The organism is Gammaproteobacteria bacterium, assembly GCA_029881255.1.
GTDB lineage: Bacteria > Pseudomonadota > Gammaproteobacteria > S012-40 > S012-40 > JAOUMY01.
On the sequence record JAOUMY010000001.1, the window covers coordinates 876,175 to 901,381 of the forward strand.

Annotated in this window: 24 protein-coding genes; 16 read left to right on the top strand and 8 right to left on the bottom strand. The window is 47.9% G+C overall.

All coding sequences use genetic code 11. The features are described from left to right. Window positions 1–12 precede the first annotated feature (12 nt). Together gatA and gatC are read right to left on the bottom strand one after the other, a co-directional pair. Complete coding sequence (gene gatA / locus OEZ43_04045) at window positions 13–1,467, bottom strand: Asp-tRNA(Asn)/Glu-tRNA(Gln) amidotransferase subunit GatA (protein MDH5544738.1); 1,455 nt, start codon at window positions 1,465–1,467, stop codon at window positions 13–15. 119 nt (window positions 1,468–1,586) lie between these two features. Beyond that, window positions 1,587–1,874: an Asp-tRNA(Asn)/Glu-tRNA(Gln) amidotransferase subunit GatC gene (gene gatC / locus OEZ43_04050; protein ID MDH5544739.1), complete on the bottom strand. Its 288-nt coding sequence runs from the start codon at window positions 1,872–1,874 to the stop codon at window positions 1,587–1,589. Window positions 1,875–2,002: 128 nt separating this feature from the next. On the opposite strand from gatC, the gene OEZ43_04055 reads away from it, so the two are divergent. The 13 genes from OEZ43_04055 (at window position 2,003) to OEZ43_04115 (ending at window position 14,785) form a co-directional block, all read left to right on the top strand. Next, a complete protein-coding gene (locus OEZ43_04055; GenBank protein MDH5544740.1) occupies window positions 2,003–3,049 on the top strand; it encodes a rod shape-determining protein in 1,047 nt (348 codons plus the stop codon). Window positions 3,050–3,099: 50 nt separating this feature from the next. Further along, window positions 3,100–4,128, top strand: coding sequence for a rod shape-determining protein MreC (gene mreC, locus OEZ43_04060; GenBank protein MDH5544741.1), 1,029 nt, complete (start codon window positions 3,100–3,102; stop codon window positions 4,126–4,128). A 31-nt stretch (window positions 4,129–4,159) separates the two neighbouring features. Then, the gene (gene mreD, locus OEZ43_04065; GenBank protein MDH5544742.1) at window positions 4,160–4,651 is read left to right on the top strand and encodes a rod shape-determining protein MreD; all 492 of its coding nucleotides are present in this window, start codon (window positions 4,160–4,162) and stop codon (window positions 4,649–4,651) included. Between the two features lies 1 nt (window position 4,652). Beyond that, complete coding sequence (gene mrdA, locus OEZ43_04070; GenBank protein ID MDH5544743.1) at window positions 4,653–6,515, top strand: penicillin-binding protein 2; 1,863 nt, start codon at window positions 4,653–4,655, stop codon at window positions 6,513–6,515. A gap of 50 nt (window positions 6,516–6,565) precedes the next feature. After that, a complete protein-coding gene (gene rodA, locus OEZ43_04075; protein MDH5544744.1) occupies window positions 6,566–7,654 on the top strand; it encodes a rod shape-determining protein RodA in 1,089 nt (362 codons plus the stop codon). A 21-nt stretch (window positions 7,655–7,675) separates the two neighbouring features. Beyond that, window positions 7,676–8,692 (top strand): lytic murein transglycosylase B, encoded by a 1,017-nt coding sequence (gene mltB / locus OEZ43_04080; protein ID MDH5544745.1) that lies wholly within the window; start codon window positions 7,676–7,678, stop codon window positions 8,690–8,692. Between the two features lie 143 nt (window positions 8,693–8,835). Then, window positions 8,836–9,576, top strand: a complete 741-nt coding sequence (locus OEZ43_04085) for a septal ring lytic transglycosylase RlpA family protein (GenBank protein MDH5544746.1) — start codon at window positions 8,836–8,838, stop codon at window positions 9,574–9,576. A gap of 12 nt (window positions 9,577–9,588) precedes the next feature. After that, on the top strand, window positions 9,589–10,743 hold the full coding sequence (locus OEZ43_04090) for a D-alanyl-D-alanine carboxypeptidase (protein MDH5544747.1): 1,155 nt from the start codon (window positions 9,589–9,591) through the stop codon (window positions 10,741–10,743). 3 nt (window positions 10,744–10,746) lie between these two features. Next, entirely contained in the window at window positions 10,747–11,586 is an 840-nt protein-coding gene (locus tag OEZ43_04095) for a D-amino acid aminotransferase (protein MDH5544748.1), read from the top strand. 72 nt (window positions 11,587–11,658) lie between these two features. Then, window positions 11,659–11,925 carry a DUF493 domain-containing protein gene (locus OEZ43_04100; protein ID MDH5544749.1) on the top strand — a complete coding sequence of 89 codons (267 nt, stop codon included), beginning with the start codon at window positions 11,659–11,661 and terminating at the stop codon, window positions 11,923–11,925. After that, window positions 11,925–12,596, top strand: a complete 672-nt coding sequence (gene lipB, locus OEZ43_04105; protein MDH5544750.1) for a lipoyl(octanoyl) transferase LipB — start codon at window positions 11,925–11,927, stop codon at window positions 12,594–12,596. Before OEZ43_04100 ends, lipB begins: the two co-directional genes overlap by 1 nt. Continuing rightward, entirely contained in the window at window positions 12,584–13,531 is a 948-nt protein-coding gene (gene lipA / locus OEZ43_04110) for a lipoyl synthase (protein MDH5544751.1), read from the top strand. The genes lipB and lipA overlap by 13 nt, the downstream gene beginning before the upstream one ends. A gap of 54 nt (window positions 13,532–13,585) precedes the next feature. Then, a complete protein-coding gene (locus tag OEZ43_04115; protein ID MDH5544752.1) occupies window positions 13,586–14,785 on the top strand; it encodes a ChaN family lipoprotein in 1,200 nt (399 codons plus the stop codon). An 11-nt stretch (window positions 14,786–14,796) separates the two neighbouring features. Here the strand turns inward: OEZ43_04115 and OEZ43_04120 are convergent, their stop codons facing one another. Next, a complete protein-coding gene (locus tag OEZ43_04120; GenBank protein MDH5544753.1) occupies window positions 14,797–16,239 on the bottom strand; it encodes a flagellin in 1,443 nt (480 codons plus the stop codon). 249 nt (window positions 16,240–16,488) lie between these two features. Between OEZ43_04120 and OEZ43_04125 the strand changes: the two genes are divergently transcribed. From OEZ43_04125 to OEZ43_04135, 3 genes are read left to right on the top strand one after another with little or no spacing between them, the layout of a single operon-like run. Further along, window positions 16,489–16,722, top strand: coding sequence for a DUF4266 domain-containing protein (locus OEZ43_04125; protein MDH5544754.1), 234 nt, complete (start codon window positions 16,489–16,491; stop codon window positions 16,720–16,722). Beyond that, window positions 16,713–18,002 carry a DUF3570 domain-containing protein gene (locus tag OEZ43_04130; GenBank protein MDH5544755.1) on the top strand — a complete coding sequence of 430 codons (1,290 nt, stop codon included), beginning with the start codon at window positions 16,713–16,715 and terminating at the stop codon, window positions 18,000–18,002. Before OEZ43_04125 ends, OEZ43_04130 begins: the two co-directional genes overlap by 10 nt. A 14-nt stretch (window positions 18,003–18,016) precedes the next feature. Further along, on the top strand, window positions 18,017–18,901 hold the full coding sequence (locus tag OEZ43_04135; GenBank protein ID MDH5544756.1) for an FAD:protein FMN transferase: 885 nt from the start codon (window positions 18,017–18,019) through the stop codon (window positions 18,899–18,901). 3 nt (window positions 18,902–18,904) lie between these two features. Here the strand turns inward: OEZ43_04135 and OEZ43_04140 are convergent, their stop codons facing one another. The 5 genes from OEZ43_04140 to OEZ43_04160 form a co-directional block, all read right to left on the bottom strand. Continuing rightward, entirely contained in the window at window positions 18,905–20,365 is a 1,461-nt protein-coding gene (locus OEZ43_04140; GenBank protein MDH5544757.1) for a DUF1501 domain-containing protein, read from the bottom strand. Window positions 20,366–20,403: 38 nt separating this feature from the next. Beyond that, window positions 20,404–21,945, bottom strand: coding sequence for a hypothetical protein (locus OEZ43_04145; protein MDH5544758.1), 1,542 nt, complete (start codon window positions 21,943–21,945; stop codon window positions 20,404–20,406). A gap of 254 nt (window positions 21,946–22,199) precedes the next feature. Then, entirely contained in the window at window positions 22,200–23,663 is a 1,464-nt protein-coding gene (ubiD, locus tag OEZ43_04150; protein MDH5544759.1) for a 4-hydroxy-3-polyprenylbenzoate decarboxylase, read from the bottom strand. 73 nt (window positions 23,664–23,736) lie between these two features. Continuing rightward, the gene (locus OEZ43_04155; protein ID MDH5544760.1) at window positions 23,737–24,561 is read right to left on the bottom strand and encodes a hypothetical protein; all 825 of its coding nucleotides are present in this window, start codon (window positions 24,559–24,561) and stop codon (window positions 23,737–23,739) included. 5 nt (window positions 24,562–24,566) lie between these two features. Further along, window positions 24,567–25,040 (bottom strand): hypothetical protein, encoded by a 474-nt coding sequence (locus OEZ43_04160; protein MDH5544761.1) that lies wholly within the window; start codon window positions 25,038–25,040, stop codon window positions 24,567–24,569. Window positions 25,041–25,207: the final 167 nt, after the last annotated feature.

A 25,207-nucleotide genomic window follows, 5' to 3' on the forward strand; every position in this document is an offset into this window, starting at 1 on the left:
ATAACCTCAATCTTATGCGTACGCAGCTGGACATTGTTTGTGCCAGTCAGTGTTCAACTGAAACTGGTGTGCGACATTGAGTAAGCGAGACTCATCGAAATAGTTTCCGATGAGCTGCATGCCCACGGGCATATTGTTCGAAAAGCCAGCAGGCACTGATATCCCGGGCAGTCCTGCAAGATTGACTGAAATCGTATAAATGTCTGAAAGATACATTTTGACCGGATCGCTAGATTTCTCGCCAATCTTGAACGCTGTTTCCGGAGCCGTTGGGCCGAGTATAAGATCGACTTCCTGAAAGGCCTTGGTGAAATCCTCGCTGATCAAGCGACGTATCTGCTGTGCTTTTAAATAATAGGCATCGTAGTATCCGGCCGACAAGGCGTAGGCGCCGATCATAATACGTCGTTTCACCTCAGCACCAAATCCTTCGCCCCGACTACGTTTGTACAGGTCTTCAAGGTCAACGGCATTCTTACAGCGATAGCCGTAGCGCACACCATCGAATCGCGACAGATTAGACGAACACTCTGCTGGGGCAACAACATAGTAGGCGGGGACCGACAATCGAGTATTCGGCAGACTAATGTCTTTAAAGCTTGCGCCCAATTTGCCTAAAACCTGACGTGCTTCCTCGATAACGGCACCAGTACCCGCATCCAGGGCGTCGTCAAAATATTCTTTGGGTAGACCAATTGTTAAGCCCTTAAGCGAGTTGTTCAAAGCCTGGGTATAGTCCGGTACATCGCGTTCCGCGCTGGTGGAATCTTTTGGATCAAAACCCGCCATAGCATTGAGAAGAATGGCGGCATCTTCGGCGCTACGAGCAAAGGGGCCTGCCTGATCGAGGCTTGAGGCAAAGGCGATCATGCCCCAGCGCGAAACGCGGCCATAGGTAGGTTTAAGACCGGTAACGCCACACATTGCAGCTGGTTGCCTGATAGAGCCACCGGTATCGGTACCTGTGCTTGCTACTGCCAGACGAGCCACAACAGCGGCCGCTGAGCCACCTGACGAACCACCTGGAATACGCTCCAGATCCCAGGGATTATGCACAGGTCCGTAAAAGCTGCTTTCGTTGGAAGAACCCATGGCGAACTCATCCATGTTGGTCTTGCCCAACATAATTGCGCCCTCGGTGTTGAACTTTTCAACAACGGTTGCGTCGTAGGGGGAGACAAAATTATCAAGCATCTTCGAAGCACAACTGGTTTTGACGCCAAGCGTACAGAAGATGTCTTTGTGGGCAATCGGAATGCCGGTCAATTGACGATGGGTTTTTGCGGCAATGCGTTCATCAGCCGCCTTTGCTTGAGCCAAAGCCTGTTCTTCAGTGACAGTGATATAGCTGTTAATGCCTGAATCGTGTTGTTTTATGCGCTTCAGATATTCCTTTGTCAGTTCAAGACTGGAGATCTTCCCGGTGGATAAATCTGAAGAGAGTTCCGCAATTGTCTTTTCTAACATGTTCTATTGGCTCCAGAACTTTGACTGTCGAATGGTTCCTGGGGAATTCGGAACGGTTTCTGCATTGTGGTTTATCGCTTTGAAATTACAATGTTTACTGGCTACAGTTTGCTATTCTGTTATTCGATGACTTTCGGAACCAGATACAAACCGTCTTCAGTGAGCGGAGCGAGCGATTGATAGTCGTCCCGATGATTCGTTTCGGTGACTTCGTCAGTACGCAAGCGTTGATGCATATCCAGGGGATGAGCCATAGGTGTAACACCCTGGGTATCGACAGAGCTCATTTGCTCGACGAGTTGCAAAATACTGGAAAGATTTTCTGACAAGGCAGGAATATCTTTCTCGTCGATAGCGATTCGGGCTAAATGGGCAATGTTTTTGACATCGTCTTTTTGTAAGGACATCGTGGTCTCCGGCGTCACTGTTTTGCTGGGGACGAACCTTATCACACGTTGATTGCTTGCCCAAAGTGTTTCACGTTGTTAGATTAGGCAACCTTTTAATTATTAACTAGATAGGATTTGGACTGACTATGTTTGGACGTCTCCGTGGCATGTTTTCCAACGATCTCTCGATCGATCTGGGCACCGCAAACACGCTAATTTATGTGCGCGGTAAAGGTATCGTGTTGGCCGAGCCTTCGGTAGTGGCCATACGCCAGGAACGTGGTCCGGGCGGCCCGAAGAGTATCGCGGCGGTCGGTCTGGAGGCTAAGCGCATGCTTGGCCGTACTCCTGGGAATATCACGGCTATACGGCCTCTGAAAGACGGTGTAATTGCCGACTTCACCGTAACCGAAAAAATGCTTCAGCACTTTATATTTAAAGTGCATGAATCGAAATTCTTCCGCCCCAGTCCGCGAGTACTGGTTTGCGTTCCCTGTGGTTCGACGCAGGTGGAAAGACGTGCGATCAAAGAATCTGCAGCAGGTGCGGGTGCACGTGAGGTTTATCTCATCGAAGAACCGATGGCTGCAGCAATAGGCGCAGGTATGCCGATCGGTGAAGCCAGTGGCTCGATGGTTGTCGACATCGGTGGTGGTACTACCGAGGTGGCGGTTATGTCACTCAATGGCATTGTGTATTCAGAATCGGTGCGTATCGGTGGTGACCGCTTCGACGAAGCGATTATCAACTACGTGCGTCGAAATTACGGCACATTGATCGGGGATGCGACAGCCGAACGTATCAAGCAGGAAATCGGTACCGCTTACCCGGCCGAAGAGGTGCGCGAGATCGAAGTTCGCGGTCGTAACCTGGCCGAAGGTGTGCCGCGCAGTTTTACCCTGAACAGCAACGAGATTCTTGAAGCCCTTCAGGAACCACTCGCCGGTATCGTTGGCGCAGTTCGTGGTGCACTGGAACAGACGCCTCCCGAGCTTGGTTCAGACGTTGCCGAACGTGGCATGGTGCTGACCGGTGGTGGTGCCTTGTTACGCGATCTGGATCGCCTATTGATGGAAGAAACCGGACTGCCGGTCATCGTCGCCGAAGATCCGCTGACCTGTGTTGCACGGGGTGGTGGACGCGCACTTGAGATGATCGACGAGCATGGTGGCGAAGTCTTCGCAGTTGAATAAGCCTTAGCGCTACTCCATTTCATAAAGTATCAGGTTTACGGAGGTAGACCATTAAACCGCTATTTGCTTACGGGCAGGCAGCAGGGCTTCGGTTCGTCTTGCTGGTGGTGTTTTCCAGCGCCCTGATGACTTTGGACCATAGACAAGGTTTCTTGAGCGATATCCGCTCAGCCATCTCCGTTATTGTATATCCGATACAAGCACTGGTTAGTCTCCCGGTCTCCGCCAGCGGATGGCTGGGAGAAAATCTTTCCTCGCGCGAAGCCCTGATGGAGGAGAATGGGGCTTTACGTTCGCAAAACATTTTCCTGAAGGCGCAACTGCAAAAATTCGTTTCGCTTGAAATAGAAAATATGCGTTTGCGTAAGCTGTTGCAGGCGTCAGAGCGAATCAATGACCGGGTGCTTGCTGCAGAATTGCTTTCTGTTGACCTCGATCCTTTTAGCCATCAAGTCGTGGTAAACAAAGGATTACGTCATGACATCTATAATGGCCAGCCGGTATTGGATGCTGAAGGGGTTTATGGCCAGGTCGTCCATGCAATGCCGCTGACCAGTCAGATCATGTTGATAACAGACCCCGCCCATGCCTTGCCCGTTCAGTTCAATCGTAATGGCATCCGAACAATCGCCGTCGGTACCGGCGCGATGGACAAACTCGAGCTGTTACATATTCCTAATAATTCCGATGTGCAGGTCGGTGATGTATTGGTGACATCGGGTTTAGGTGGTGTTTTTCCAGTGGGATACCCCGTTGCCGAAGTAATTGAGTTTGAACCTATCGTCAGTCAACCCTATGCAAAAGTATTTGCGCGCCCATTGGCTATGCTTGATCGTTCGCGGGAAGTTATGTTGGTTTGGCACCAGGAGCGCGTTGATTTAATTGCTGCTCAGAAAGCAGCGGAGGAACAGGCGCTGCAACTAGAAGAAGAGAAAAAGCGCAAAAAGGAACAGGCAAAGCGTGATGAAAAGGCCAAGCCCAAGGCTAAGCCGAAACCAGAACCTCGCCCTGAGCCTGAACCGGAAATCGATCCTGTACCGGAAGACGTGATTGAGTCAGAGATTGATGTACAACCTTAATTAAAGTGAGAACAAGGGAAGCGTTTGCGAAATGAGTGAAATTCAACGCCGTGGCGGCAGCACAATCCTGACTACCTTTGTGGTGGCCTTAGCGCTGGTGGCGCTTCCGCTACCAGATTGGGCGCGTTGGATGCGGCCGGAATGGGCGACACTGGTGCTGATCTATTGGTGTCTGGCCTTGCCGGGGCGCGTGAATGTTGGTGTTGGCTGGATGGTCGGGTTGTTTGTCGATGTCATTACCGGAAATTTGCTCGGCCAACACGCCCTGGCTTTGTCTATTGTCGCGTTTGTGACAGTGAAAGTGCACAAACAAGTTCGTGTCTATCCCTTGTGGCAACAAGCGTTGAGTGTTTTCGTACTTGTTGCGCTGGGACAATTATTGGTTGTATGGGTAAAGGGAATTATCGGACAGGCGCCAGAGGACTGGCTGTACTGGGTGCCATCGCTAACAAGTGCCTTGTTGTGGCCATGGGTTTATATCGTATTGCGGGATGCTAGACGTAAATTCCGAGTAGCAGGCTAGAATGAAATTTGGCGCGGATTCAAGAGTAAGACTCAAAGACCATTTGCGGGAAACGCAATTGTTTTCCAGTCGCGTAATTGCGGCAGTGTTTGTCGTGTCCTTGCTTGTGCTTACTCTGATCGGCCGCATGATTTACCTGCAGATACTGAGTCATGAGCATTACACTACTTTGTCGCAAAACAACCGGGTGAGTCTTGTACCGATTCCACCTACTCGCGGTTTGATCTATGACTTTAATGGTGTGGTGCTAGCGCAAAATATACCTTCGTTCACCCTGGAGATTGTTCCAGAAAAAGTTGAAGACTTTGACGAGACTATAGCGCGGCTGCGGGAAATCATGGAGATCACCGATGGTGATCTTGAGCGCTATCACAAAATACGCCGAAGAACGTCGAGATTTAAGCCAGTACCTCTACGCTTTCGTTTAACTGAGGAAGAAGTAGCACGTTTTGCGGTGAGGCGACATCAATACGAAGGTGTGGATATTCAGTCACGTCTGCTGCGGCAGTATCCTCAGGGGGCGCTGGGTGTGCATGCAATTGGCTATGTCGGCCGTATCAATGAAGCTGAAATGGATACTCTGGATCAGGCCGAATATAACGGTACGACGCATATCGGTAAGAGTGGTGTCGAAAAATCCTATGAAGAGTCTCTGCATGGCAAAGTTGGATTTAAACGTGTTGAAACCAATGCGCAGGGACGCATTATTCGTGTGCTTGAAGAACAAGCGCCCACGCCAGGAAAACACCTCTATTTAAACCTCGACGCGCAGGTGCAAATGATTGCCGAGCAAGCGCTGGGACAAAATCGAGGAGCCATCGTCGCAATCGATCCGCGCACCGGCGGTGTGATTGCCTTGGCCAGTATGCCGGCGTTTGATCCGAACCCATTTGTGAATGGAATCGACAGCGCTTCTTATGCCGCGCTTGCAAAGAACAAAGCCCAACCGTTGTTCAATCGCGCCCTGCGTGGACGTTATCCTCCCGGATCAACAATCAAACCTTTCGTCGGGCTTGCCGGTCTTGAATACGATTTGATACACGGCGGATCGCGCATTCCGTGTCCAGGTTATTACATGCTCAAGAATGACGATCGCCGATATCGCGACTGGAAAAAGGAGGGTCATGGCGAAGATGTTACTTTGCTTAGCGCCATTCGTGAGTCTTGTGATGTCTATTTCTATGACCTTGCGCTTAATTTAGGTATAGATCGCATTCATGAATACATGAAGCAATTTGGTTTTGGTGAACGAACCGGTATTGATGTCTCAGGTGAAACGCTTGGCTTGTTACCTTCGCGTGAATGGAAGCGGCGCGTAAAACGTGAACCCTGGTATCCAGGTGAGACATTGATTAGCGGTATAGGTCAGGGTTTTAATCTGGCTTCGCCACTCCAACTGGCGTCGGCAATAGGCGCCTTTGCCAACTTCGGTTTACACATGCAACCTCGCCTGGGTTATGCAACGGAAATCCCCGGTACTTTCGAGCGAGAATACGTTGAGCCTGAAATTAAGGCGATGATACCCGTTTTGAAAAAACAGAATTGGGACTACGTCGTGAAAAGTATGGAACGAGTAGTTCACAGTGCGCGTGGAACAGCGAAAAATATCAGTGACGCGCCATACCATATCGCCGGGAAAACCGGCACTGCACAGGTTTTTGGTATTAAGCAAGGCGAGGAATACGTCAAAGAGGAAATCGAGTTGCACCTGCGTGACCACGCATTATTCGTAGCCTTCGCCCCGGTTGATGATCCGAAGATAGCAGTATCGGTAATTGTAGAAAATGGTGGTGGCGGTGGCTCAACTGCGGCACCTATTGCGCGCGCTGTACTCGACGCCTACTTACTGAAGAAGACCATATGAACTATCAGCAAGGAACATCAGGCTGGAGTGATGCGCGACCGACGTCGGTAATGTCCAGTCTGCAAAACGCGCATATGGACTGGCCTTTGCTCGCCGGAATTCTGGTGCTAACCTCCGTCGGCTTGGTCATACAATATAGCGCAAGCGGTCAGAATTGGGATCTGGTAATAAAACAAATGATGATGCTAGCACTTGCCTATGTTGTGATGTTTCTCATCGCGCAGGTTCAGCCGCGTCACATCGAGCTATGGACGCCCTGGTTCTTTGGTTTCGGAATCCTATTGCTGTTGATCGTGCTTTTTTTCGGCGACACGGGAAAAGGCGCGCAGCGCTGGTTGGATTTGGGGATTTTCCGCTTTCAACCTTCTGAGATCATGAAAATTGCGGTGCCGATGATGGTCGCCTGGTATGTAGCAGAAAAAGCCTTGCCGCCAAGTATTCCCCGCCTGATTGTTGCCATTTTCATTATACTGGTACCCGTGGTGCTGATCGCAAAACAGCCTGATCTAGGTACTTCGATATTGGTCGCAAGTGCTGGCGTGTTTGCACTTTTACTTACAGGCCTAAGCATGCGGTTGATCATTGGTGCAGGCGTTTTGCTTGCGTCAGTAGCACCTGTCGTGTGGTTTTATCTGATGCGTGACTATCAGCGGCAACGCGTATTGACGTTTCTTGACCCGGAAAGTGATCCACTGGGTTCCGGTTATCACATCATTCAATCAAAAATCGCGATTGGCTCAGGCGGAATTTACGGAAAGGGCTGGCTGAACGGAACGCAGTCGCAGTTGGATTTTCTACCTGAACGAACCACAGACTTTATCTTCGCTGTATTTGCCGAGGAATTTGGCATGATAGGTGTTATCGTTCTGTTGGCGATTTATCTATTCATTATTTTCCGCGGTCTGACGATTGCATATCAAGCTCAGTCTGGTTACACACGACTGCTGGCAGGCAGTCTGATCCTGACGTTCTTTGTCTATGTGCTTGTGAATATTGGCATGGTAAGCGGTTTGATGCCGGTAGTTGGCGTACCCTTGCCGCTCATTAGCTATGGCGGTACCTCGATGGTGACGCTAATGGCAGGCATGGGAGTGTTAATGTCGATTCAAACTCACCGTAAATTGCTAACGGCCACTTAATTATTAATTGAATTTAACGTTATGAATACTCAAAAAATGCCAGTTGTTAACTGGGCTGTGGTTTTGTTGTGCCTCTGTATCATCCAATCATCTGCGTGGGCAAACGCTCAATCATTGACGCAAAACCCGAAGATAGTTTCCTTCATCGATACGATGGTAAAAAAACACAGCTTTGATCGAAAAGAGCTAGTTGGGATATTTTCGCGCGTTGAAGTATTGCCTGAAATTATCGAAAAAATTACTCGTCCTGCGGAGGCAATGCCATGGCACCGTTACCGAAAGATTTTCATGCAGGAAGAACGTATTGCCCAGGGTCGAGAGTTCTGGCAAAAAAATGAACAAGTTCTGCGTGAGGCGGAAAAGAAATACGGCGTGCCTCCCGAAATCATCATAGCCATCATCGGTGTGGAAACTCGATATGGACGACACACGGGTGGATTTCGCGTTCTGGATTCGCTAACTACCTTAGCCGTAGATTATCCGCGACGCAGTAAATTTTTTACCAAAGAGATGGAAGAGTTTTTGTTGCTGACGCGAGGCGAAGGATTTGACCCTTTGTCAGTTGAAGGCTCGTATGCTGGAGCGATAGGTAAACCGCAGTTTATGGCGAGTAGCTATCGTCGTTACGCAGTGGATTTTGACGGTGACGGTGTGCGAGATTTGCTAAATAATAGTTCAGATGCGATCGGAAGCGTGGCAAATTATCTGAATCGTCATGGATGGAAGCGCGGACAACCTGTTGTTACGAAAGCAGCGATTAAAGGCAAAGTCGGTAAGCGCTTACTCAAAAAAGGTTTCAAGCCGCAAACAACATTAGCGGAATTCAAGCGGCAGGGTATCACTAGCCGCGAACGGCTGAATCAAGACACAAAATCAGCACTGTTTCGTCTTGAGGCTGAAAAAGAAATGGAATATTGGTTAGGACTTGATAATTTTTACGCAATAACGCGTTATAATCACAGTGCTTTATACGCGATGGCGGTGTATCAGTTGGCTCAAGCGATTGCGGAGTCACGGCAAAACATCGCGGCAAAATAGTGAACCAGTCTATGTATCTACGTGTCTACCTGGTTTAGGTAAATACGATATGTATCTGTAAATCGGCAAATATTGTGATTCAAACGAAAGTTCTTTCTACATCAGTTCTGGTGTCATCGCTAGTCGTATTCAATGCGTGTTCGATGCTGGGTTTTCGTGACGGGCCACCACGTCATCCGCGTGGGTTCGATATCGCCAATATTGAAAATGCACAACCTCGCCCAGAACCATTGAGTAAATATGGTAACCCGGATAGTTATACGGTCAACGGCGTACGTTATGAAGTACTCGAAAGCGCCGCCGACTACCGCGCGACAGGCAAAGCATCGTGGTACGGGAGCAAGTTTCATGGCAAGCGCACCTCAAGCGGCGAACCTTATGATGCGTTTGCGATGACAGCTGCACACAAAACTCTGCCTATTCCCTCTTATGTTCGTGTGCGCAATCTTGAGAATGACAAAGAAATCGTCGTGAAGGTTAATGACCGAGGACCATTTCACCCGGAACGCGTCATTGATTTGTCTTATGCAGCGGCAATGAAACTCGGTGTATATGCCAAAGGCACTGCGGAAGTGGAAGTGCTTGCCATTGATCCAACTGGATCAGGCGTGTGGCCAAGTCGATCGGCTAGCAGAGAGGACTTTATCAAGCCGCTTTTTGTGCAAATTGGCGCATATTCGGCGCAAGAAAATGCTGAGCGTGTGCAGTACGAGTTAAAAAAATCAGACATACAAAGCGGCATATATGTTGCCAGTAGTTTAAATGGACATGGCAAGGTTTTTCGTGTGCGAGTTGGACCTTTTACAGATCGACAAGACGCCGATCGAGTCGCACGCGATTTATTAACTATGGGAATTCCTGAAGCAAAAATTGTGAGCGATTAAGGTTGATTGATAATGTTTGAAGTGAATAATGTACGTGTTTTCCTGAGAATGTCCGGTTGCTTTTTGTTATTGGCTTTGTGCGCTGCTAATGTCCACGCGGCTATCAATAATAATCTGAAACTGGCGGCTAAGGCATACATACTCCAGGACTTCAATAGCGGCAGAATTATCGCAGAACACAACGCCGACAAGACTGTAGAACCTGCCAGTTTGACCAAGATGATGTCGACCTACGTTGTAGAGCAGGAGCTTAAGCTTGGCAACGTCACTCTGACTGACATGGTAAAAGTGAGCAAAAAAGCCTGGAGTATGGGTGGCTCTCGCATGTTTATCGAAGTCGGTTCTACCGTAAGCGTTAAAGATTTACTTATGGGGGTGATAGTTCAATCGGGAAATGATGCCACAATTGCGTTGGCTGAGCATGTCGCCGGGACGGAAGATGCATTCGTCGCCTTGATGAATGAGTATGCACGTATGCTCGGTATGAAAGAGACAAACTTTGTGAATGCGACGGGCATGCCCCATAAAGATCATCGCACCACGGCGAAAGACCTGGCGATTTTAGTTGGTGCACTAGTTCGTGATTTTCCGGAAACCTATGAATGGTATTCGATTAAAGAGTTCACCTTTAATGGTATAAAGCAATACAACCGCAATAAGCTTTTGTGGCAGGATAAATATGTGGACGGGGTTAAGACTGGCCACACTGATTCGGCCGGATTTTGTCTCGCGGCTTCCGCCGTACGTGGCGACATGCGCTTGATATCCGTGGTGCTCGGAACCAAAAGTGAAAGTGCACGCGCCACCGAATCTCAGAAATTACTTACCTACGGATTTCGTTTTTTTGAAACATACAAGCTATATGCTGCTTCGGAGCCTCTTACCACGGCGCGGGTATGGAAAGGTCAGGCTGAGCGAATTTCTCTGGGACTGGCGGAAGATCTGTACGTGACCATTCCCCGCGGCAGTTACGACAAGTTGAAAGCAACAATGAGCATAGACGCTAAAATTATTGCCCCGGCACATAAGGGAAGGATTTATGGGCAAGTGAATATCTCACTTGATAAAGAGCCATATTTAAATCGTGAATTGACGGCACTGAGTGATGTACAGGAAGGTGGTTTGATTACCAGCATTCTTGATGAAGTGCAGTTATTATTTGAGTAAGACATGGACGTATATTTGAACGGTGCCTTCATGGCGCGCGATAAGGCCTCGGTTTCCGTTCTGGACCGGGGCTTTTTGCTGGGCGATGGTATTTATGAAGTCATTCCTGCCTATAAGGGACGACTTTTTCGACTGAACGAACATCTACAACGATTGCAAAATAATCTGGATGCCGTCGGTATGCGTAATCCACTTGATGAAAAGAAGTGGTCTGAAGTATTGAACGAGCTGGTACAGCGTAACGGGGAGGGGGATTTGTCGGTGTATCTACAAATAACCCGTGGCGTGGCTGAGCGTGATCACGCCTTTCCCATAGGTGTTGAGCCTACGATGTTTGCAATGGCGACACCGATTACACCATTGCCTGACAAGGTCTACCGAGAGGGAGTCGCCGCCGCGGTCTATGATGATGATCGCTGGCGTCATTGCGATATCAAATCCATCAGCTTGCTGGCAAATGTGTTGTTACGTCAGCGCGCATTGGAGGCCGGATTCGCTGAGGCCATACTGATTCGGGACGGATTGGTGACGGAAGGTGCTGCCAGCAATGTCTTTATCGTCAGTCAAGGCGAGGTATATACACCGGTCCAGACGCCTTTTCTATTGCCAGGCATCACTCGCGACCTGGTGGTCGAATTGTTGGAAAAAGCGGGCGTTCCTTGTCACCAGGAATCGATCACCAAAGAGCGGTTGTTTGCTGCGGACGAGGTATGGTTAAGTAGCTCGACCAAGGAGGTCGTGCCGGTGACTCGTTTGGATAATATCCTTGTTGGGAGCGGACTACCAGGCGAAGTGTGGAAAAAAGTAATTGAATTGTATAGAAATTATAAGCGCGCGCTATAGTCGCGGCGGACTTAAGCTTGCATTTAAGCCTAGTGCCCCAAAATACACCGCCTAGTCAAAAGCGGAGTCAACATGTCTGAACAAGAAACCTTGCTGGAGTTTCCCTGTGCTTTTCCCATCAAGGTCTTTGGTGAGAACAGCGAAACCTTTGAAGTCGCGGTAATCGAGATCATCAACCGCCACTGTAGTTCTCTGTCCGAAGGGGCCGTATCAAGCCGTGAGAGTAGCGGTGGGCGTTACCTGGCCCTGACGATTACTATAGAGGCCCATAGCAAGCAACAGTTGGACAATATCTACCAAGAGCTTTCCTCGCATACCCTGGTGAAAATGGCGCTGTGATGGGGAGACCATCAACAGTGCAGGTCAGGCGATTCGGGCTCGTGCCATATGAGCCGATGTTTCATTTTATGCAGTCCTGGAGTGCTGAGCGTACAACTGAAACTTCAGATGAGTTTTGGTTGGTGGAGCACCCACCGGTATATACCTTCGGACGGAATGCCAAACCAGAGCACTTGCTCAATCCAGGCGATATTCCTGTGGTGAATGTGGACCGTGGGGGACAAGTGACCTACCATGGCCCAGGCCAACTGGTGCTCTATTTGATGCTCGACGTCAGACGCGGCGGCTGGGGAGTTCGTCAATTGGTGACTTCTATGGAGTCAGCTATTGTCACATTGCTGTCAGGTTATGGTCTTCAAGCCTATGCGGACCGTCAAGCCCCCGGCGTTTATATCGACCGTAGAAAGATTGCAGCACTGGGCCTGAGGGTGAAAAGTGGCCGCAGCTACCACGGACTCAGCCTCAACTTGGATATGGATCTGGCGCCATTTCTGGGAATCAATCCCTGTGGCTATCAGGGCCTGGAGGTGATTCGGCTCGCCGATCAGGTAGAATACCAACGCGAAACGCTCGAGCGACGGCTCGTGGAGCTATTGGCTCAAGCGTTGGGCTTTGAGCATATGACGTGGCTGCCACCTCTGGAATTGGAAGATTTAACATGTCAAAAATAGAACCCGGTAAGAAAATGCGCGGCGCAGATAAAGTGGCACGCATCCCGGTAAAGATACAACCAACAACGAAACCCTTGCGCAAACCTAGCTGGATTCGTGCGAAAACCCCATTGACTGGGCGTGTAAACAAACTTAAAGACGTTTTGCGTGAACAGCGCCTGCATACCGTCTGCGAAGAGGCGTCTTGCCCAAATCTGGGTGAGTGTTTTAGTCATGGTACGGCGACTTTTATGATTATGGGTGACATATGTACCCGTCGCTGTCCGTTTTGCGATGTCGGTCATGGTCGTCCGCTACCGTTGGATGAAGATGAGCCGAAACATCTGGCTGAAACCATTAAAGCTATGGATCTCGACTATGTGGTGATTACCTCTGTCGATCGGGATGACTTGCGTGACGGCGGCGCTGCTCATTTCAAAGCGTGCATCAGCGCGGTGCGCGAATATAGTCCCAAAACCAAAATAGAAATACTGGTGCCGGATTTTCGTGGTCGTATGGATATCGCGCTCGAGATTTTGCAGGAAACACCACCGGACGTGTTTAACCACAATTTAGAAACCGTACCACGACTATATAAAAAAGCGCGTCCTGGCGCCGACTACGAATATTCGTTACAACTCATCCGCAGATTTAAGGAAATGTTTCCCGATGTCCCGTCTAAATCGGGCATTATGCTTGGTATAGGCGAGGAAGAAGAGGAAGTTAAACAGGTGCTTAGGGATTTGCGCGAGCATCAATGTGATATGTTGACCTTGGGCCAATATTTGCAACCAAGCTTGCATCACCTCGCGGTGGAACGCTACGTCACGCCGGATGAGTTTGATCAACTTGGTAAGTATGCCGAGGAAATTGGTTTCACCAGCGTCGCCAGCGGTCCGATGGTGCGATCTTCCTATCACGCTGATTTGCAGGCGGCGGGTAAAAAGATTTCCTGAGTCACAAGAGCCACACGGATCTGGTGAGCAGGGAATGCCATACAAGGAGATAACGTGTTCAGAGCTTTTGTCTTGAGTCTGCTGTCACTTTTTGCTGGAGCGCAAGCCTCCTATGCCGCCAGTCAATGTGTGCCTGTTGGCAACTGGGTAGATACAAAATCAGAAGAAGTCATAGAAGCCAAGAAAGTGCTGGGTAAAGCCGAAGGCGCGAAAGTTGTTCTGCTCGGAGAAGATCACGAAAACGCCGAGCATCATCGCTGGCAGTTAGGAATGATTTCGCAGATTTATTCACGTCGTCAAAACATTGCGCTCGGATTCGAAATGTTTCCACGTGAAGTACAGCCGATTTTAGATGACTGGGTTGCTGGAGAGATTTCCGAAGATCAGTTTCTGTCCCAAGTGAAATGGCATGAGATCTGGAACTACGATTCAGATCTTTATATGCCGATTTTTCACTTTGCACGTATGAATCGCATACCTATGTTCGCATTGAACATCCCTCGCGAAGTGGTTTCGATGATTGGTGACAAAGGCTGGGCCGAATTGAGCCCCAAGATGCGCGAAAGTATAGGCGAGCCAGCACCACCGACGTCTGAATTCAAAGAAATGATGCAGCAAGTATTTATGCAGCACATGCCTCATGGACAAGCTCAGGAAGGCGAAGCACCAGAGATTGATCAGGATAAACTGAGTAATTTTATGTACGGTCAATTGGCCTGGGACAGGGCAATGGCGGGTTCGATCAAGTCGATACTCGAGTCAGATAAATTCGATTCCGTCGTTGCGATTATGGGCGCCGGTCACATTATTCCCACCACAGCTGTTCCGTATCAGTTGAGCGCATTAAAGACAAAAGATGTTTTATCGTTTATGCCATGGGACGATACCATGCATTGCGAGGAGTTTTCCCAATCTATTGCGCATTTTGCATTTGGTGTTGATAAGAAAACAGAGCGCTTTGCCCATGGCAAGAGTTCCAAGCTTCGACGCGTAATGTTAGGTGTGTTTTTAGAGAAGTCGGAAGACGGTGTGCTGGTCTCTCGCGTAGTAGATGACAGTATTGCCCAGTCCGCCGGTATAGAAAAAGACGACATTATTGTTGAAATAGCGGGTAAGAAGGCGACTGAAGTGGAAGATGTGATTCGTGCTGTGCGCAAGATTGCACCTGGAACCTGGTTGCCACTAACCGTCAAACGCATGACGAAGAACATCGCTATGGTGGCAAAATTTCCGCCCTCGCCCAGCGACGATTAGTCTGGCTGAATCTATTTCAACAGATTCAAAGCCAGTTGTGGTCGTAGATTTGCCTGTGCCAGCATTGCAATCCCACTCTTCTTGAGTATGAGTGAACGCGTCAACTCCGCTGTTTCCTTAGCATAGTCGGCATCTTCGATGCGACTACGTGAAGCGGAAAGGTTCACATGATAGGTTTCAGAGTTGCGTATGGTGGATTCAAATTTACTTTGTAATGCACCGTAGGCGGCACGTTGAGACGACACACTCGCAATAGCGGCATCAACCATTGCCAACGCCTTATTGGAAGCGTCTACGGTGCTGACGTCTAGTTCTGCTACTTCGAGAAGCTTAGATGCCTCGGTGGAGTTAGTAATTACATCTCCCGCATTGCCCGTGACCGAAAACGATTTTTCAGAATCAAACGTAACCTGGCCTGTGACTTCCACCGTGTCTGCAACCGCGTCAGCGGTTAGCGTTTGTGTGCTGCTCGCGCCTTTAACTACAACATCACCGTCATTGGCGTTAGATGTATCGCTGAGGGTGATGTTTTCACCCCCAAAATGGGTCAGCGTAATACCAGAACCATCTTCTTTCACTGAGGCAACGACACCTGTTGTGGCAGTTTGATCGTTAAATGCTTGAGCTGCCTGATTGAGTGACTCTACACCTGTATTGTTATCGATTTCAAAGGCAACGGTTTTGGTTTCGCCATTGTCTGCAGTGATATTCAATTGATATGAACCCGCAGCACTGAACTCTAGATCAATTTCTGTCTGCGCAAAGGCTGTAACACCGGTTGACTCAGAGACAAGATTGACGTTTTGCGCAATTGTCGCGGCAGAATCACCAGCATCGTAGTTTACCGTTGCCGTGCCTTCTGAACCGGTGATGTCGACACTACCTGGAGCGGCAATTCGACTGGCAAGGTCTACCGATGAGGTATTACCTTCCAGACGATTATCGCCATACTGATCAGTCTGAAAATTCTTGGTGTTAGCGGAAATAACATTTCCTGCATTCGGGCCCACCTGAAACAGGGCGGTGTTAAAAGAGCCATCGAGCAATTTCTGCCCATTAAATTCTGTCGTCTGCGCAATACGATTAAGTTCGGAAGTTAACTGTCCGACTTCCTGTTGTAATGCATCACGATCCGAATCCGAATTGGTTGCATTAACGGATTGAACCGCCAATTCACGTACGCGCTGGAGTATACCGCTGGCTTCTTGTAAAGCACCTTCAGCAACTTGTGCCAGAGAAATACCGTCGTTGGTATTGCGTATGGCCTGGCTGGTGCCGAGTATTTGGGTCGTCATGCGTGCAACGATTGCCAGGCCGGCGGCATCATCGCGCGCACTATTGATGCGTTTACCAGAAGACAGTCGCTCAAGTGGTGTCTTAATCTTGCTTTCCGTACGGTTCAGATTCTTCTGAGCGTTGATCGAAGACACATTGGTGTTGATGTTCATGGGCATGACAAATCTCCAGCCTATACGCGGGTGTGTCCTTTTTACGGCCGGCGGCGGAAAAAGCCTCGGATTTGCGTCACATTTCCATAGTCCGAATCTACGAAAAAGTGAAAAATGTGATGCGGTTGGCGGTTCTGAGCTTAAGTCTGAATGGCGTGGATAGTGCACGTGGATAGAAGTAGATTATCGATCTGTTTTGAACTAAGAAGCATAATGATATATTTTGTGGCGTTAATTTCGTTAGGACAGCGCGTAGTGACATTCAATCAACGCAATTTGTGCGTACTTACTGTTGTATTTTGTTTGCTTTTTCTCAGTGGGTGCGGATACAAGAAAATTAAGCCATGGCACCGTAATATACTGGCGCAGGAAAAAGCACAGTTAATAGATGATAAATTGGAGGCGGAAGCCGACCAGCACATCTACTTCAGCAAAGAAGCGGCCAATGGTGGTGAAGGATTTGGCGGTGGAGGTTGCGGATGCAATTAAAAAAAGGCCTCCCCAAGATCAGCGGTGCACTTGCGGTGGCGACTGGTACTTTGCTCCATGGTGTTGGGCAGGTATTGGCTGCAGATTCAGTTGATAACAAGGCTAGTATTTCCCATCTGGAATATCTAGAAGCGGATCGTGTCGCGGTAAAAAAGACACAGTTGCTCTATGAAAAAGATTTCGACGCAGACAATCAGTTAAGCTTGAGTTTTGTTTACGACACGATGACGGGCGTTTCGCCAAATGGTCGACGAGTGGACTTCTCTAAACTGGACTCTGGTGAAATACCCGTAACGACAGCCTCTGGATTTTCATTCCAGGTGACAGGCGATACAACTGCCGACCCACGGACCTGGGTAACGGCTTTTTCTGACAGACGTTACGCGGGCTCGGGCGATTGGACGCGTAAATTCAATTCTAATCTAACAGGATCTTTCAGCGCTTCATTTTCGGACGAAAACGATTATCGTTCCTATGGTGGCGCGTTAAAGTTTGTTAACGAGTTTAATAGCAAGCTTTCGGCATTAACTTTTGGTGTTGGACGAAACAACGATCAAATTCGACCAGTGAGTAAAATACAAGAGGCAAAATCGGTTCTATGGTGCGAGGACTCGCACAATTATCAGCCAATTTGGATAGATTGTGTTCCCTCTTCTGTTCGTTACGAAGTGGGAAACAAGACATCAGTCGATGCGATGATCGGTTACTCTCAGATATGGAACAAGCGCACGATCTGGCAGCTCAATTATGGCTATACCAACTTGAGCGGTTATCTTACCGATCCCTATAAGCTAGTCAGTGTATTTGACCCCGTGTTTGGCGAATCAGCATTTATCTATGAGAAACGCCCTGAACAACGGAATATGCATCGACTGTTTTTCAAATTGGTAAAAGTTATTCGCGAAAACGTGGCGCGAATTTCGTATCGTTTCTTCTGGGATGATTGGGGAATACGTGCACATACCGTAGATTTGAAGTATCGCTATGAAATGAAGAAGTCGTTCTATCTTCGACCAAGATTTCGTTATAGCTATCAAAACAGTGCTTATTTCTTTCAAAACTATATCGACTCAAATTCATTGGAGCCGGAGTTTGTGTCTGCGGATCATCGCGTAGGCGAGCAAATAACGATTACGGCGGGTTTGAAAGTGGGTTTTGATTTGTCAGACGTCCATCGTATTTCTATTAAGAGTGATTATGTGCGTCAAATGTATCCCCAAAAAAACTTGCCTGCCATGAATACGCTGGTATTTCAATTTATATACGCCACCAAGTTTTAACAGGCGAATATCTGATGCACGAAGAATCGCTCACCCTGAAATTCAATAAACAATACTGGATTGCCAGTTTTAGTGCTATGGCTAGCCCATGTTATGTGTATATTGATCACAATGATGTGGAAAAGGTGAAAAATGCTGCGGTTGTTGTAGCCAACGAAGCGTATCGTATAGAAAGGAAGTTTAGCCGTTATCGTGATGACAATGTCATTTACCAGATCAACAATAGCCAAGGTATGCCAGTTAAAGTTGATGCTGAGACTTCGTTGTTGCTCAATTATGCTGAACAGTGTTATCAGCTCAGTGAAGGCGCTTTCGATATCACTTCAGGCGTTTTGCGTCGCGCGTGGACGTTTGATGGTAGTGACAACCTTCCCCGCAAGTCGGATGTCACGCAGCTTTTGGAAAAGGTAGGTTGGGAGAAAATTCAGTGGCAGTCTCCTCAGCTAACCTTACAAGATGGCATGGAACTAGATTTTGGTGGTATCGGTAAGGAATACGCGGTTGATCGCGCCGCAACATTATTAAAGGAAGCCGGTATCCAGTCTGCCATCGTCAACTTTGGCGGAGACCTGGTGTGTATTGGAGAAAGGCAAGCTGGATATCCTTGGGAAGTGGCCATAGAGCCAACTTCCTCGTCAGAAAAGGTCAAGTTAATAAAGATTCGTAGCAGCGCCTTGGCGACTAGTGGTACGACAAAACGCTATGTTAAAAAAAATGGGGTGCGTTATGGGCATATTATTGATCCGCGTAGTGGTTACCCCGTAGAACATGCGCCATTGTCTGTGACTGTAGAGGCGGCTACATGTTTGGAGGCCGGTATACTTGCAACGATGGCAATGTTGCACGGCGAGCACGCCGAGGCTTTTCTCAAGCTTCAGGGCGTGCGTTATTGGATGTAGACTTTACAAGGTCGAGACATCCCCTGGATCTACCCACTCATTTGTCGTACCGGTTTGATCGATGGGTGCAATTCCTCCAGTGAGAACTTCTGGATTATTTATTCCGAAATATCGATACATTGTTGCCGCCATGGCAAACGGCTCACATTGATAACTGTCGTCGGCAGGGGTTGTATAGAGTCGATTGTTGTCGGCAGAGCCTTTCAGTTTTGTCTTTCCAACTAAACGTCCGAGATTTTGAGTAGGAATACCAGTTCCAGCGGAGGGACCTGCGCCGACGATATACAAATTCTGATTGTTACCGTGATCCCATCCCAGTGAATTGTTGAGATTCGCGTTACGCCCAAAATCTCCGTGAACGAAAATCGCAATATTGTTTTTGCCCGATGCCTCTATGTGCTTAGCCGCAACTTCCAGAGCGCTGAACAGATCGCGCATGCGCGCGCTGTACTCTTGAATGGCATCATTGTGATCATCCCATCCACCGAGCCCGTCACTTCCCATGCTTAATGCTAGTGTGTCAGGATTGCTAACCAACAGGCGAATCGCGTTCTCTAGTTTACGGCTAAACTGGTTGTTATCCGGATAAACCAGTGTTGTGCCAGGATTGTCTGGGTCATCAGGTAACGCGCTAGTGCGAACTTGGGTGCTTAATTCCTCTATAAACGAAGACATCTCGCCGCGTTTCTTAAAGGCCTCGATCACCTTGGTGTACCGCTCTGTTTGGCCGGATATGGTTTGCTGCGCAAGTAGATCGAGTCGTTCATGTTCATCTGGATTGAATGCATCGTTATTTGCACGCTGATAAGGATTGCCGAGGTTTCGATCTAGCGAAAGCGGTTTAAATCTCGGATCTAGTGACAGATCACCCTGATTGAAGAACAAGGAATCACCCTCCATCGAAACAAAGGGAAAAAGCGCGTCAAGTGAAATAGCATCGTTCGCCGACAATATAGCCGCGACATTGCTTCCAATGCCTGGCCTCATATCTTCTTCTCCGACTAAACCGGTTAAATTGGAAAAAATACTGGGGCGATGCGCCTTTGAATCATCTAATACGCGATTTAATGTTCTGTATACTGAAAGGCGTCCGGCCTTCATCATGCGTTCCATTTGTCGACCGCCGGCATTTAACCAGAAGAGATTAGGTGTTACCTCGGAGCCACTCATCTCAGGCATGAGGTTGTTACTATATTTGTTTTGTGAAACGGAATTGATTTCATCCATGTTGCTCAAATTGGCGCCCAGTTCTGATGGGCCGCCATATAGAAATATATTGATGATCTGAGGTAATTTAGCTGGTTTGACAAAATCAATTTGTCCAAGAACCAGTGCTCTGGCATTCAATAGTTTCTTCTTGGAAATTCCCGCGGCGGAGGCAGGTGCTATGATGCCACCCGGGCCCATCGTCCAGCCAGCCGCGCCTAATATACCTAATGCTTTTAAAAGTGATCGTCTTTTCATATTCGTTACTCGTTCGTTGCCGTGCATGTGGCTTCGCGTTAAAGCGAAGCGTCCTCAATTTTGTTTAGAAAATATGTCTCTGGGAGACGAGACAGATAATCAAATACGATTTGAGTTTTACGAATTTCATTGCTGTCGTATTGTTTGTCAGATATGAAATCGTTTAGCGCTTTTAGCTCCTCATCTGAGGCTCGCCTGTTGGCGACGGACAGGAACAGGTAGTTAATAAAATCATCCCCGGTAAGAAATAATGCGTTTTCCAGTAATTCGGGCGCCCATCCTCGTTGACCGGTGTTCAGTTTGTCGCTAACACGCGGAAGTAACAATTGTTCACGCATTCCCTTGTGAAAAACCGCGAAGCTAAGCGAGTCAAGCGGTTGATCCTTCCAGCGTCCGAGTTTTAGTGTCATTGCAGGCTGGTTCATTTTTGCCAATGTCGGAAAGTCGGTGGATGTCGAAAGATTTGTGATGTTATTGAAGAAATCTCTATTAGCATGCCAATAGATTCGGCCACCTGTGCCAAAAAAAGCTTCCTCAAAACGTTTGGGTCTTTCGTTTTCCAGCAAATATGCTTTTGAAAATAACATCGCGATAAAAATGTGCTTAAAATGCGTTGGTTGTGAGCTCACTATAGACTGTACGATCGTGGCTCTTTTCTCTGACGTACTGGTTGGAAAGAAATGGTCAACCAGAACTGTTGTGATACGCGGGATTACCAAAGGGTGTTGCGCGATCGCCGCGTAAAATTCATCACACGTGGTTACCCACTTATTGTCCAGCACTAACTGAGGTTCGGTATTTTCATCCAGAAGATCCACCACTAATTGATAGTCCTCTGTGTCATCGGTTAAATACCAGTTTTTGCATGCCTTAGACGCCTTTGGTACGTCCTCGTCACGGTCAAATAGTCCGAGATAGATCTCAATCATTTCGCGAGTATTGTCTTCGGGTGATCGAAAACGACGCCAATTTGCCTCGGACTTCATGTGAGTAAGAATGATCTGTCTAATGTTGTCATCCCTAGCCATTGCGCGTGCAAGACCGGCATGTACCTTTTGAACATCTATATGAGATGCGGAATCAATTTCCTCAGCAGGCGAAAATAGAATAGTATTAGCAAGTGTATAAGCCATCCAGATTTCGAACTGATCACGGCTCACTGGTAGTTCATACATTGCGGCTAAGGGCTCAGCCATAGGCTTTCTGGTAGCGTTGAAGGCGTATTTTTCTTCGATTAGTTGTGCATAACTGTCCCGGCTGTCTAATCGAATATTGAGTTGCGCCACAGTCTCATTTAGAAAATCAGCATGCATGGGGCGCAGTTTCTGTACACCTTTTTTCAAGTCAAAAAACTCATGCATCGGCTCCCCTTTATACAGAGTGCCCAGCAATTTGCTCGCGACAGCATATTGGTTTTCCGGGCTAAGCCGATTGAAGTCGTTAGCGGTAAGCGGTGCCGCAGCGCCGGAAGTTACGCGGAAATTACTATTGTTCGCGTTCAACCCTTCTAATGCGTCAGTCTGACACGCGTTGATGGAAACGATGACGCCAAGTGCCGTTAATAGGCGAAGTATTTTCATTGAGGCAGCCTCTCAATTTATAAACATTGTTGGAGCGAACTACAAGGCAGAGTCTATGCCATTAGGCTATGTTTCGTCCGCGAGCATAAAAATTTTGTGAAAAAGTAGTCTTTTTTACCAGAAACATTTAGGGGTTCTTATTAAATCAATAGCTTAACTTCAATGCTGACAAGATAAAATTTCGATGCGATGTGCGACGTCAGTAGGAAATGCTTTATTTAGTCTAATTATGTCGGGTATTAGCGACTCCCTTGTTATATCCCCAATGACTGCCAAATACTATCAATCCGTGACTTCACTTCGGTATCCATAACAATGGGCGAGCCCCATTCTCGGTTTGTTTCGCCCGGCCACTTATTGGTGGCATCCATGCCCATCTTGGAGCCCAGGCCAGATACCGGCGAGGCAAAATCGAGGTAGTCAATCGGTGTATTCTCGATCATGACGGTATCGCGTGAAGGGTCCATGCGTGTCGTCATCGCCCATACGACATCTTGCCAGTCGCGAGTGTTGATATCATCGTCGACGATGATGACAAATTTTGTGTACATGAACTGGCGCAAAAATGACCAAACACCGAGCATGATACGTTTCGCGTGTCCTGCATATTGTTTTCGTATGCTGACTATCGCCATGCGATACGAGCAACCTTCCGGTGGCAGATAAAAATCGACAATTTCGGGAAATTGCTTTTGTAATATTGGTACAAATACTTCGTTCAACGCCACCCCTAAAATTGCGGGTTCATCCGGTGGTCTTCCGGTGTATGTTGAGTGATAAATCGGATTGTCTCGATGCGTGATGCGTTCTACAGTGAAAACAGGGAAGGTATCGACTTCGTTATAGTAACCCGTGTGATCTCCAAACGGTCCTTCAGGTGCGGTTTCACCTGGATAGATAAATCCTTCCAGTACAATCTCCGCACTGGCGGGGACTTGTAAATTATTTTTGTGGCAGTTCACAACTTCCGTTTTGCTGTCGCGCAACAATCCTGCAAAAGCATATTCAGACAACGTATCGGGCACCGGTGTCACCGCGGCGAGTATTGTCGCAGGGTCTGCGCCGAGCGCGACGGCAACTGGAAACGGTTCGCCTGGATGTGCCTTTTGCCAGTCACGGAAATCCAGAGCTCCACACCGGTGTGCTTGCCAGCGCATAATCAGCTTGTTTTTACCGATTACCTGTTGGCGATAAATTCCCATGTTCTGGCGTTCTTTTAGTGGTCCTTTGGTGACGACAAGCGCCCACGTAACCAAAGGTCCTGCATCGCCAGGCCAACAGGTTTGAACGGGTATCGTGGACAAATCGACATCACTGCCTTCGATGATATTTTCCTGGCATGGGGCTTTGCGCACGACTTTCGGTGACATGCTCAATACTTTTTTCAACAGTGGAAGTTTATTCCAGGCGTCTTTCATGCCTTTTGGTGGGTCGGGTTCCTTGAGATAGGCGAGTAGTTTTCCGATCTCACGTAGCGCACTGATATCTTGTGCGCCCATACCCATGGCAACGCGTTTCGGTGTGCCAAAAAGGTTGCCTAGTACCGGCCACTTATAATCAGTCGGATTCTCGAACAGAATCGCCGGGCCTCCTGCGCGCAAGGTTCGGTCGCAAATCTCTGTCATTTCAAGACGAGGACTAATGGGCTGAGAAACCCGTTTTAAATCGCCGGATTTTTCCAGTTGTTGAATAAAGTCGCGCAGATCATGATATTTCATTGTGGGTTTCCACTAGATAGCGAGGCGTCATTATAGCGTAGTGTGCGGCTGATTTGCTTGATTGGCATGCGTATCAGGATTTGGGATCGTTACGTAGTCGCAATACGTTGGTAATGCCTGTGTTGACGCCTGCGCGCATTGCAAGTGTGATGGCTTCAGTGAGTGCCATTACAAACTTGCGCCGTAACGGGTTTTGGTGCAGGACAAGAATTTGTTGTAGTTCCTCGTCAGACAATTCGCGATAACGAAACTGTAAATCAAGTCTGTTTGCATTGCGTAAGTTGTGCTCAACGGTATCTTTGAAGCTGGAAATCTGGTATTCCAGTTTTTGTTTGTTTTCGTCATCGTACTTATCAAAGTAGATTAGCTTCGCTTTGGCCCGTTCTTGAAACACGTTTGCTTTAAGGTAAAGTTGTGACTCTGTAGTGAGTGACGCCTCTTCTACCTGGTTGATAAGTTGTATGCGTGCTTTGGGTGGAATATGCTGGTCGAGAAAATTGAAAAAATCGTATTGAGATTTAAGTTGTTCTGGCTTCTCGTATGGTCTATCTAATACGGTTAGCTTGCGCGCGAGCGGTTGTTGGTAAAAATCGATTAGCTGTGAAATTTCCTCTTCGGAAAGGGCTTTGACTAAGTAGTCTTTGACGCGAGAAGTGAGAATAGCTTCAGAAAGTTTTTCCAGATAAAGATCTTTTTCGCTAGTAGATAAAGCTTGTTCTGGGCGAGTAAGATCTTCCTCACTCAAGTCTGTGCGTATCTTCCGCTCCAGGCGTTGTATGCTGTTGTCGACTTCTGTAGTTGCCAAAAGCGTGTCAATTTTTGAGTTCGTTTCGTCGGACAAAGCTGGGTTTACAGCAGCTAGGTATGCTAGCAGCACATACAGGAATCGTTTGCGCATTGTTTTTATGCTCCCAGCTTTATGTTCAGCATTTCTTCAATCGTATCCAGTTTCTCTTTTATTGTATGGCCATAGAAATCCTGATAACGCTGATCTTTGCGCCACTGCTGAAAGCTTTTATCAAAGTGTTTGTTCCAGTTTGACTCACCCACAACAGACTTGACTGATGCCTCAAGCCCGGCTTCGTGGAGTATGAAAAAAGGAATTTCGTCAGGAAAATAATTTCGAAAGTAGGGACTATCGATTTTGACACCAGTGACACGTACCACGTACATGCGGTGATTCTCCTGAGTGGTGTATGCCTCTACGATACTTAGCCGTGATTGTTCTTCCCCAGGGCGCGTATCGTAACTCCATATCTGACCCAGGCGAAAACATTTGTTGTGCTGCTGACTTGTTATGTTGGCGCAGCCAGATACCAGGCCAAGGAATAAAATTGCAGCAATGTGTACGGCCAGGGGAGGAGTCGTAAATATCATTTTTCTCGGTGCGCTGATGAGTTTTGTTGGTGTTCACTATATAGAAATTCAATGTGCTGGAAAAGTACTACGCATTACATGTAAATACGGTGAAATGTTTAGGTGGAGACTAAGGTTGGAATTTTTGCTTGCGATTCATGTTGTTGATGATTTGCGCTCACAAACTG

Excerpts from the sequence above, each read along its gene's own strand:
- gatA (MDH5544738.1), bottom strand. The coding sequence starts at position 1,467 with ATGTTAGAAAAGACAATTGCGGAACTCTCTTCAGATTTATCCACCGGG.
- gatC (MDH5544739.1), bottom strand. The coding sequence starts at position 1,874 with ATGTCCTTACAAAAAGACGATGTCAAAAACATTGCCCATTTAGCCCGA.
- OEZ43_04055 (MDH5544740.1), top strand. The coding sequence starts at position 2,003 with ATGTTTGGACGTCTCCGTGGCATGTTTTCCAACGATCTCTCGATCGAT.
- mreD (MDH5544742.1), top strand. The coding sequence starts at position 4,160 with ATGAGTGAAATTCAACGCCGTGGCGGCAGCACAATCCTGACTACCTTT.
- mrdA (MDH5544743.1), top strand. The coding sequence starts at position 4,653 with ATGAAATTTGGCGCGGATTCAAGAGTAAGACTCAAAGACCATTTGCGG.
- rodA (MDH5544744.1), top strand. The coding sequence starts at position 6,566 with ATGTCCAGTCTGCAAAACGCGCATATGGACTGGCCTTTGCTCGCCGGA.
- mltB (MDH5544745.1), top strand. The coding sequence starts at position 7,676 with ATGAATACTCAAAAAATGCCAGTTGTTAACTGGGCTGTGGTTTTGTTG.
- OEZ43_04085 (MDH5544746.1), top strand. The coding sequence starts at position 8,836 with ATGCTGGGTTTTCGTGACGGGCCACCACGTCATCCGCGTGGGTTCGAT.
- OEZ43_04090 (MDH5544747.1), top strand. The coding sequence starts at position 9,589 with ATGTTTGAAGTGAATAATGTACGTGTTTTCCTGAGAATGTCCGGTTGC.
- OEZ43_04095 (MDH5544748.1), top strand. The coding sequence starts at position 10,747 with ATGGACGTATATTTGAACGGTGCCTTCATGGCGCGCGATAAGGCCTCG.
- OEZ43_04100 (MDH5544749.1), top strand. The coding sequence starts at position 11,659 with ATGTCTGAACAAGAAACCTTGCTGGAGTTTCCCTGTGCTTTTCCCATC.
- lipB (MDH5544750.1), top strand. The coding sequence starts at position 11,925 with ATGGGGAGACCATCAACAGTGCAGGTCAGGCGATTCGGGCTCGTGCCA.
- lipA (MDH5544751.1), top strand. The coding sequence starts at position 12,584 with ATGTCAAAAATAGAACCCGGTAAGAAAATGCGCGGCGCAGATAAAGTG.
- OEZ43_04120 (MDH5544753.1), bottom strand. The coding sequence starts at position 16,239 with ATGCCCATGAACATCAACACCAATGTGTCTTCGATCAACGCTCAGAAG.
- OEZ43_04130 (MDH5544755.1), top strand. The coding sequence starts at position 16,713 with ATGCAATTAAAAAAAGGCCTCCCCAAGATCAGCGGTGCACTTGCGGTG.
- OEZ43_04135 (MDH5544756.1), top strand. The coding sequence starts at position 18,017 with ATGCACGAAGAATCGCTCACCCTGAAATTCAATAAACAATACTGGATT.
- OEZ43_04140 (MDH5544757.1), bottom strand. The coding sequence starts at position 20,365 with ATGAAAAGACGATCACTTTTAAAAGCATTAGGTATATTAGGCGCGGCT.
- OEZ43_04145 (MDH5544758.1), bottom strand. The coding sequence starts at position 21,945 with ATGAAAATACTTCGCCTATTAACGGCACTTGGCGTCATCGTTTCCATC.
- ubiD (MDH5544759.1), bottom strand. The coding sequence starts at position 23,663 with ATGAAATATCATGATCTGCGCGACTTTATTCAACAACTGGAAAAATCC.
- OEZ43_04155 (MDH5544760.1), bottom strand. The coding sequence starts at position 24,561 with ATGCGCAAACGATTCCTGTATGTGCTGCTAGCATACCTAGCTGCTGTA.
- OEZ43_04160 (MDH5544761.1), bottom strand. The coding sequence starts at position 25,040 with ATGATATTTACGACTCCTCCCCTGGCCGTACACATTGCTGCAATTTTA.